The following is an 8010-nucleotide window of genomic DNA, read 5'->3' as shown; positions in this document are numbered from 1 at the left end:
CGTCAGGGGGTTCGGGCGGAGGCGGCTCGGACGCAAGCGCCCCGGGCGGAGGCGAGGGCGACGGCGGCGGCGACTCCTCGGACGGCTCCCCGGGCAATGGCGGCGACGGGGGCGAGGACGGGGGCGGCGGCGGTACGACCGCTCCGCCCGCCCAGACCGTGAAGGTGCACCTCTCCGGAGCCCACACCCAGTACGAGGGACCCTGTCCGCCGGCGGCGGGGCAGGCGCCGTCGTTCACCGCCACGTTCACGGTGGGGCGCCTCCCGGCCGCCGTCGAGTACCGCTGGGTCACGGAGTCCGGCGAACCGGGCGACCCGGGGTGGAAGACGCTGACGTTCGCCGCGGGAGGCAACAGGACGCGGCAGGTCACTCACGTCGAGACGGCGTACGACCCGGGTGGCGGGACGCACACCGACTCGATCAGCGTGCAGGTGCGCGAGCCCTTGGAGGCGGCCTCCAACGCGGTGGCGTACGCGGTCACGTGCGAGGAGGAGACCCCGACCGGCGGGACCTCCGCCACGCCGCACGCGAGCTACCCGCAGGCGGTGGTCAGGCCGCCGAGGTGAACACGGGGAGGTAGCCACCGGACTGTCCGGCGGCCGTGGGGTGGTAGGACTCGCCGATGTTGAGCCAGTTCACGCTGTGCAGCCACGAGCTGCCGGAGCAGATCTCGTGCCCGGTGAAGGTGCGGGTGACATCACCGAAGGTGAAGCCGTGGTCGGCGGCGCGCTTGGCGGTCGCCGTGTTGAGGTAGTCGGCGGCGTCGTTGATGGCGGCCCGCTCACGCTCGGAGAGACCGGCCGTGCAGGAGCCGCCCAGCTTGTAGAAGCGGGGGTAGCCGAGGACCACCACGCGAGCGGCGGGGGCCTTCGCCTTGATGGCGGAGTAGACCTTGTCGAGGTTGCCGGGGAGGGTCGAGTCGACGTACGCGCGTGCCTGGGCGATGCGGGAGAGGCAGCTGCTCTCGGACTGGAGTACGCAGGTCGTCATGACGTCCGCGAAGCCCGCGTCGTTGCCGCCGACGGAGACGGAGACGAGGCCGGTGCCGGAGCCGAGCGGGCCCAGCTGGTTCGCCACGACATCACCCGTACGAGCGCCCGAGCAAGCGGTGAAGTGGAAGCTCGAGGGTGAGTGGGCGGCCGCCCAGAGAGCGGGGAAGGCGCGAGTGCTGCGCTTGCAGGAACCGCTTCCGCTGTCGTAACTGCCGGCGCCGACACCCGACGAATAGGAGTCACCGAGCGCCACATAGCCGGTGGGTGCCGCCGACTGGTCCGCTTGGGCCGCCGTGGCCCCGGTGAGGGCGAAGGCGATGGAGAGGAGGAGCGAGGACAGGTATGCCGTGGTCCGGGACAATCTCATGGAACCTCCCTTAGCAGGGTTTCCGCCACGTCCGTGGTAGCACGCACCCCCGCCCGCCGATAGTGTCCATGTCAATGAATTCGTCAATCAATTGCCCACCGCACACGGTGAGTTCACCCACGCCACGGAAGTCTGGCGGGGAACATCTGCACGGTTCCTCGGCGTCTTGACGGCCCGCCGGGGACTGCGCGACATTGAAGCCCGGCATCCGGCGCGTCGGGGGGCAAAGTCGCCAATGCAGACCAGCAGGCTCAAGCCATCGTCATCAGGCACGGGGCATGACATCGAGCAACACACCGAGACAGACACCGAGATAGACACCGAGATAGACACCGGGCAAGGCACCGGGGACATCTCCGCCGGCGGGAGCGGGCAGGACCGCCGCAGGGAGCTGCTGCCGCTGCTCGCGGGCGTGGCCGTCGCCGTGGGGGCCGTCGGCGCGATGCTCGCGCTCGCCGATTTCGAGTCGCCGCTGCGCGGGCCCTTCACCCTCTTCTTCCTCCTCGCCGCGCCCGGCGCGGCGATCGCCGCCGCGCTGGGGACGCTCGCGCCGTGGGGGCGCGCCGTGACCTCCGTGGCCGGCGCCGTCGCGGTCAACCTCCTCGTGGCGCAGGGGATGCTGGCGCTGCACATGTGGTCGGTGCGCGGCGGGGTCGTCGCCGTCACCGCGCTGAGCGCGCTCACCCTTCTGCTGGTAGTGGCGGTGCGCCTGCGCGGCCGTACGGCGAGAAGGCGGACCACCTGACGTGAACATCACCGTGCACCGCCCCGGCGAGCTGACCGCCGCCGACCGGGCGGCGTGGACCGCACTGCAGTCCAAGGCCCATCTCAACGGCTCGCCCGAGCTGGCCAATCCATTCCTCGCCCCGGAGTTCGCGCTCGCCACGGGGCACGCGCGGCGCGGAGTGCGGATCGCCGTCGTACGCGAAGGCGGCGAACCGGCGGCGTTCTTCCCCTTCCACAGATCCGTCTCCGGGGTCGGCCGGGCCGTCGGGCTCGGCGTCTCTGACTGCCAGGGGCTCGTGCACCGCCCGGGGTTCTCCTGGGACGCCCGGGAGCTGCTGCGGGCCTGCGGGCTCGTGATGTGGGAGTTCGACCATCTGGTGAGCGGGCAGGAACCGTTCGAGGCGGGGGCCCGGGGCTCCTTCCCCTCCCCCGTCATGGACATCGACGAGGGGTACGAGTCCTATCTCGGCCAACTCCGCGCACGCTCACCGAAGTTCACCCGCACGACCCTTGCCAAGGACCGCAGGCTCGGCCGCGACCATGGGGCGGTGCGCTATGTCCATGACGAGCGCGACCCCCGGGCCCTGGCCACCCTGATGGCCTGGAAGTCCGCCCAGTACCGCAGGACGGGCCGCAGCGACCGATTCGCACACCCCTGGATCAGGGAGCTGGTGCGCCGGCTCTTCCACACCAGGACCGAGTCGTTCGCCGGGATCCTGTCGGTGCTGTACGCGGCCGACGTGCCGGTCGCCGCGCACTTCGGGCTGCGCGGCGAGCGGGTGCTCGCCTGCTGGTTCCCGGCGTACGACCTGGCGTTCTCGAAGTACTCGCCCGGCCTCGCGCTGCATCTGCGCATGGCCGAGGCGGCCACCGCCGACGGGATCGCGTATCTGGATCTCGGCCGTGGCCAGAAGGAATACAAGGACTCCCTGAAGACACGCGAACTCACCGTGTCCGAGGGGTGGGTGGCACTGCGCCATCCGGTGGCTCTCGGACACAGGGCGCACCGCGCTCCGGTCAGGGCGCTGCGGAACACCGTGCTGTCGAGGCCGGAATTGTTCGCACCGGCCGACAAACTGCTCAAGCGGATGGGCAAAATCCGATCGCTGAGCAGGGAATAGAGCAGTCCGAATGTGACCGCATAGATTGCTCGAATCATGCAGAACGTGAGGCCATATTCCCGGTCTTGCCATACAGTCTTCATCATCAATACCGTCGTACATCCACCCGCAACGGCCCAGCACGCAATGCGATCAGGGGAGGGCTCAAGATCGCGATGGTGCCTGTTGCGGGGCGCGGTAGGGGGGTGCCGTGCCCGGTGATCGCTCTTCAGCCGGGTTACGTGCCGCGCAATGCCAGCTCACTCGGCATGCACGGAGATCCATTTCGGCATGCTCAAGTGAGTACCCCCCTTTCGAACCGGATCAATTACCGGACTGCCCGGGGGCGGGCGGTCCACCGGACGAGAGGGACCACCGACTCATGACTTCTTTTGTTCGCCCGGCGGATGCCGGCCAGGACCCGTTAGACGAGATCTCCAGGAAATACCGCCCGATCTCCACACACTTGGCGATCACACCGCCGGTGAGTGTGGTGATTCCCGCCATGAACGAGGCGGAGAATCTTCCCTACGTCTTCAAGACACTTCCCGACTGGATCCACGAGGTCGTTCTCGTGGACGGGAACTCCACCGATGACACGGTGACCGTGGCCCGCGAGCTGTGGCCGGACGTGAAGGTGGTCCGCCAGCTCGGCAAGGGCAAGGGCGACGCCCTGATCACCGGCTTCGCCGCGTGCACGGGCGACATCATCGTGATGGTCGACGCCGATGGCTCGGCCGACGGCAACGAAATCGTCTCCTACGTCTCCGCCCTCGTCTCGGGCGCCGACTTCGCCAAGGGCTCCCGCTTCGCCAACGGCGGCGGCACGGACGACATGACGCCGATCCGCAAGCTCGGCAACCACGTCCTGTGCTCCGTCGTCAACGCCAAGTTCGGCGCCCGCTACACCGACCTCTGCTACGGCTACAACGCCTTCTGGCGGCACTGCCTCGACAAGATCGAACTCGACTGCACCGGCTTCGAGGTCGAGACCCTGATGAACATCCGGGTGGTCAAGGCCGGGCTGAAGGTGCAGGAGATCCCCAGCCACGAGTATCTGCGGATCCACGGCACCAGCAATCTCAGGGCCGTCCGGGACGGCCTTCGCGTACTGAAGGTGATCCTCGCCGAGCGCTCGAGCCGCGGCAGGCGCGGCGGGCGGCGCAAGGTGGCGCGAGGCCTACCCTTCCGCACGGGCCAGGGAGAGGTGTCTTGACCACAGACATTTCCGTTGTCATCTGCGTGTACACCGAGGACCGCTGGGAGGACATCCTCGCGGCCGTCGCCTCGGTGGGCGCGCAGTCGCTGCCGGCGCTGGAGACGCTGCTGGTGGTCGATCACAACGTCTCGCTCCTGGACCGGCTCGCCAGGGAGTACAAGGAGACCGAGGGGGTGCGGGTGCTCGCCAACGCGGGCCCCCGCGGCCTGTCGGCGGGACGGAACACCGGCATCGCGGCCTCGCGCGGTTCGGTCATCGCCTTCCTCGACGACGACGCCGTCGCCGAGCGGGAGTGGCTGCGCCACTTCGCCGAGGCGTACGAGGACCCGCGGGTGTTCGCCGTCGGCGGGCGCACCATGCCGCTGTGGGAGTCCGGACGGCGGCCCGGCTGGTTCCCCGAGGAGTTCGACTGGGTCGTCGGCTGTACGTACAGGGGGCATCCCGAGGGGCGCGCGCGGGTGCGCAACGTCCTCGGCGGCAACGCCTCCTTCCGGCGCTCCGCCTTCGACGTGGCGGGCGGCTTCGCGACCGGCATCGGCCGGGACGGCGACAAACGGCCGCTCGGCTGCGAGGAGACGGAGTTCTGCATCCGGCTCTCCCGCGCCGAGCCGGACGCGGTCCTGCTGATCGACGACCGCTCGGTGATCCACCACCGGGTGCCGGCGGCCAGGGAGCGGTTCCGCTACTTCCGTTCGAGGACGTACGCGGAGGGCCTGTCGAAGGCGCTGGTGTCCCGGAGTGTCGGCGCCGGCAAGGGGCTCGAGTCCGAGCGGCGCTACACCACGCGCGTCCTGCCCGCCGGGGTGGGCCGCGGGCTGCGGGACGCGGTGCTGGGGCGGCCGGGCGGCGCGGGCCGCGCGGGCGCCATCGTGGCGGGGGTGGCCGCCGCGGCCGGAGGGTACTTACTCGGCAGTGTCCGCGCACGCAGGGGAGGTGCCACGTTCTCCGTCGTGGAGATCGCCGACAGGGCGGCAGACGTGGACCGCACGGGCGGTGAGGGGGCTGTCACATGAGCGAGACGAGCGGCAGACCCGTGCCGATCCTGATGTACCACTCGATCGCGCGTCTGCCGAGCGAGGCGACGCACGACCTGTCGGTGTCGCCCGACGCCTTCGCACACCAGATGGAGGTGCTCGGCGAGCGGGGCTTCACCCCGCTCACCACCGCCCAGCTCGCCGCCGCCTGGCGCGCGCGGGGCGCGGCGCTGCCCGAGCGGCCCGTCCTGATCACCTTCGACGACGGCTATGAGGGCGTACACCGTCATGCGCTGCCCGTGCTCGCCGAGCACGGCTTCGCCTCCACCCTGTTCGTCACGACGGGCTGGCTCCGCGGGGAGCACTACACCGGCGGCAGCCTCGACGTCATGCTGGACTGGGAGCAGGTGCGGGAGCTGGCCGCATCGGGGGTGGAGGTCGGATCGCACAGCCACACCCATCCCGAACTCGATCAACTCCCTGACGAAAAACTGTGGTTGGAGCTGTGCCGCTGCCGTGACATCGTGGCGGACGAGCTGGGCATCCGGCCCGCCTCCTTCGCGTACCCGTACGGCTACTCCAGCCGCCGGGTGCGTGGACTGGTGAGGGAGGCGGGCTTCGGCCAGTCGGTCGTCGTCGGCAACACCCTGGCCCGCCGCACCCAGGGCCCGTACGCGCTGCGGCGGGTCACCGTGCGACGATCCACCGGAGCCGAGGAGTTCGAGCGGCTCCTGGAGGGCCGTGCCCTCACCCGTATGTTCGCCAGGGACCATGCCCTGACCAAGGGGTACACCATGGTCCGCCGAGCCCGACAGGTCCGCCGGAAGGCCATCAGTTCCCGTGTCTGACACGACCACCGCCCAGGCCGACTTCTCCGTCACACACACGGGGGGTCGGCCACCGTCCGGCAATTCCGGCAGGCCGCGCAGAATGCGCCTGCCCGGCGGGGGCGGCGGCAGTCCGTTGTTCCGCAACGCCTATGCGCTGATGCTCAACACGGGCATCTCCGGCGTGCTCGGTGTCGGCTTCTGGCTGGCCGCCGCGCGGTACTACTCGGAGTCGGCGGTCGGCCAGGGCTCGGCGGCGATCGCGGCGATGAAGCTCCTCGCGGGGCTTGCCGCCCTGACGCTCACCGGTGCCCTGGCGCGGTTCATCCCCATCGCGGGCCGCGCCACGGGCAAGCTCATCTTCCGTACGTACGCGGGCAGTTCGGTGGCCGTGGCGCTCGCCGCGGTGGTCTTCCTGCTCACGCTCAACTTATGGGGGCCCTCGTACCGCTTCCTGCACGGTCCCGTGCACGGCGTCGGGTTCGTACTCGCCGTGGTGGCCTGGTCGGTCCTGACTTTGCAGGACGGCGTCCTGACCGGGCTGCGCAACGCGCTCTGGGTGCCCGTCGGCAACACCGCCTTCTCGGTCGCCAAGCTCGTGCTGCTCATCGCGATGGCCGCGGCGATCCCCACCGCCGGTGTCTTCGTCTCCTGGGTCGCCTCCATCCTCATATCGGTGATCCCGCTCGGCTGGCTGGTCTTCCGGCGTCTGGTGCCCCGCCATGTGAAGGCCACCGCGGGCCGGACGAAACCGCCGACGCTGCGCGAGATCGGCCGCTTCCTCGCGGGTGACTACACCGGCTCGCTCTTCTCGCTCGCCGTGGTCTACCTCGTCCCGGTGATCGTCGCCTCGCAGGTCAGCTCGGTCGACAACGCGTACTTCTACATCACCACCACCATCGGCGGGACCGTCAACCTCCTCGCCATCAACATGGGCGCCTCACTGACCGTCGAGGGCGCGCACGACCCGGCGCTGCTCGCCGCCAACACCCGTGCCGCGCTGCGGCGGATGGCGATCATCATGCTGCCGGTGTGCGCCGTGCTCTTCCTGGCCGCGCCGCTCGTCCTTCGCATGTTCGGCCAGGGGTACGCGGACGCCGCCACGCCGCTGCTGCGCTGGTTCGTGGTGGGGGCGCTGCTGCGGGTCGTCATGGAGACGTACTTCGCGGTGCGGCGGGCGCAGAGCAAGACGTCCGGGATCGCCTGGCTCCAGGGCCTGTTGTGCGTCCTGGTCCTCTCCCTCACGCTGATCCTGCTGCCTCGGATGGGGCTGGCGGGCGCCGGTATCGCGGAGATCTCCAGCCTGGCGGTGATCGTGGCGATCGCGGCGCCCAAGCTGTACCGCGTGATGCGGGCGGCTCCCGCCGGCGGGCCGCCGGGCCATGGCGCGGCCACCGACGGGGACCTCGCCGACCTCGGGACGCCGGACGCACCCGCGGGGCGGGCCGAGGGCGCCGGGCGCAAGGAGCAGCACGGGCCCGCGTGGGCACTGCGGGAGTCACTGGACTCGGACACCCTCCAGCTGGCCGTGCAGCTCGACTTCGAACACCAGGAGCGCAGGCCGGATGTGCGGCCCGGCCCCAAGAGCGAGGCGGACGACATGGAGCACCGGCCCACCTGGGCGCTGAGAACCCCAGCCGCCGGGCCGTCGGCCTCCGAGGCGTCCGTGGGCGCGAAAGCGTCGGCCTCCGAGGCGTCCGTGGCCGGGAAGCCATCCGCCTCCGAGGCGTCCCTCGCCGAGACGCCCCATGCCGAGGAGAGCGTGACGAAGCGGGAGGGGCCGGGGCAGCCGCCGCCCTCGGAAC

At 70.5% G+C, this 8010-nt stretch carries 7 protein-coding genes and 1 pseudogene; 7 read left to right on the top strand and 1 reads right to left on the bottom strand.

Annotation, left to right across the window (positions count from 1 at the left end):
- A pseudogene (locus tag GKQ77_RS22515) lies at positions 1 to 566 on the top strand (serine/threonine protein kinase); the annotation flags it as partial.
- Here GKQ77_RS22515 and GKQ77_RS22510 read toward each other — a convergent pair.
- Positions 550 to 1359, bottom strand: coding sequence for an SGNH/GDSL hydrolase family protein (locus tag GKQ77_RS22510; RefSeq protein ID WP_219690743.1), 810 nt, complete (start codon positions 1357 to 1359; stop codon positions 550 to 552). The pseudogene GKQ77_RS22515 and the gene GKQ77_RS22510 sit on opposite strands and share 17 nt — an antisense overlap.
- Before the next feature lie 235 nt (positions 1360 to 1594).
- Here GKQ77_RS22510 and GKQ77_RS33530 point away from each other — a divergent pair, with 235 nt between their 5' ends.
- From GKQ77_RS33530 to GKQ77_RS22480, 6 genes are all read left to right on the top strand, one after another.
- On the top strand, positions 1595 to 2104 hold the full coding sequence (locus tag GKQ77_RS33530; RefSeq protein WP_258021762.1) for a hypothetical protein: 510 nt from the start codon (positions 1595 to 1597) through the stop codon (positions 2102 to 2104).
- 1 nt (position 2105) lies between these two features.
- Positions 2106 to 3206 (top strand): GNAT family N-acetyltransferase, encoded by a 1101-nt coding sequence (locus tag GKQ77_RS22500; protein WP_219690742.1) that lies wholly within the window; start codon positions 2106 to 2108, stop codon positions 3204 to 3206.
- Between the two features lie 361 nt (positions 3207 to 3567).
- A complete protein-coding gene (locus GKQ77_RS22495) occupies positions 3568 to 4401 on the top strand; it encodes a glycosyltransferase family 2 protein (RefSeq protein WP_219690741.1) in 834 nt (277 codons plus the stop codon).
- Positions 4398 to 5417 carry a glycosyltransferase family 2 protein gene (locus GKQ77_RS22490; RefSeq protein WP_219690740.1) on the top strand — a complete coding sequence of 340 codons (1020 nt, stop codon included), beginning with the start codon at positions 4398 to 4400 and terminating at the stop codon, positions 5415 to 5417. The genes GKQ77_RS22495 and GKQ77_RS22490 overlap by 4 nt, the downstream gene beginning before the upstream one ends.
- Entirely contained in the window at positions 5414 to 6226 is an 813-nt protein-coding gene (locus GKQ77_RS22485) for a polysaccharide deacetylase family protein (protein ID WP_219690739.1), read from the top strand. The genes GKQ77_RS22490 and GKQ77_RS22485 overlap by 4 nt, the downstream gene beginning before the upstream one ends.
- A partial coding sequence (locus tag GKQ77_RS22480) for a lipopolysaccharide biosynthesis protein (RefSeq protein ID WP_372459955.1) occupies positions 6219 to 8010 on the top strand: 1792 nt, incomplete at its 3' end. The genes GKQ77_RS22485 and GKQ77_RS22480, both read left to right, overlap by 8 nt.

The sequence above is a fragment of the Streptomyces anatolicus genome (genome assembly GCF_019400875.1).
Classification (GTDB): Bacteria; Actinomycetota; Actinomycetes; order Streptomycetales; family Streptomycetaceae; genus Streptomyces; species Streptomyces anatolicus.
This window is presented reverse-complemented; position numbering and strand designations above follow the sequence as displayed.

Coding starts and splice junctions, on each gene's coding strand:
- GKQ77_RS22510 (WP_219690743.1), bottom strand. CDS start 1,359: ATGAGATTGTCCCGGACCACGGCATACCTGTCCTCGCTCCTCCTCTCC.
- GKQ77_RS33530 (WP_258021762.1), top strand. CDS start 1,595: ATGCAGACCAGCAGGCTCAAGCCATCGTCATCAGGCACGGGGCATGAC.
- GKQ77_RS22495 (WP_219690741.1), top strand. CDS start 3,568: ATGACTTCTTTTGTTCGCCCGGCGGATGCCGGCCAGGACCCGTTAGAC.
- GKQ77_RS22485 (WP_219690739.1), top strand. CDS start 5,414: ATGAGCGAGACGAGCGGCAGACCCGTGCCGATCCTGATGTACCACTCG.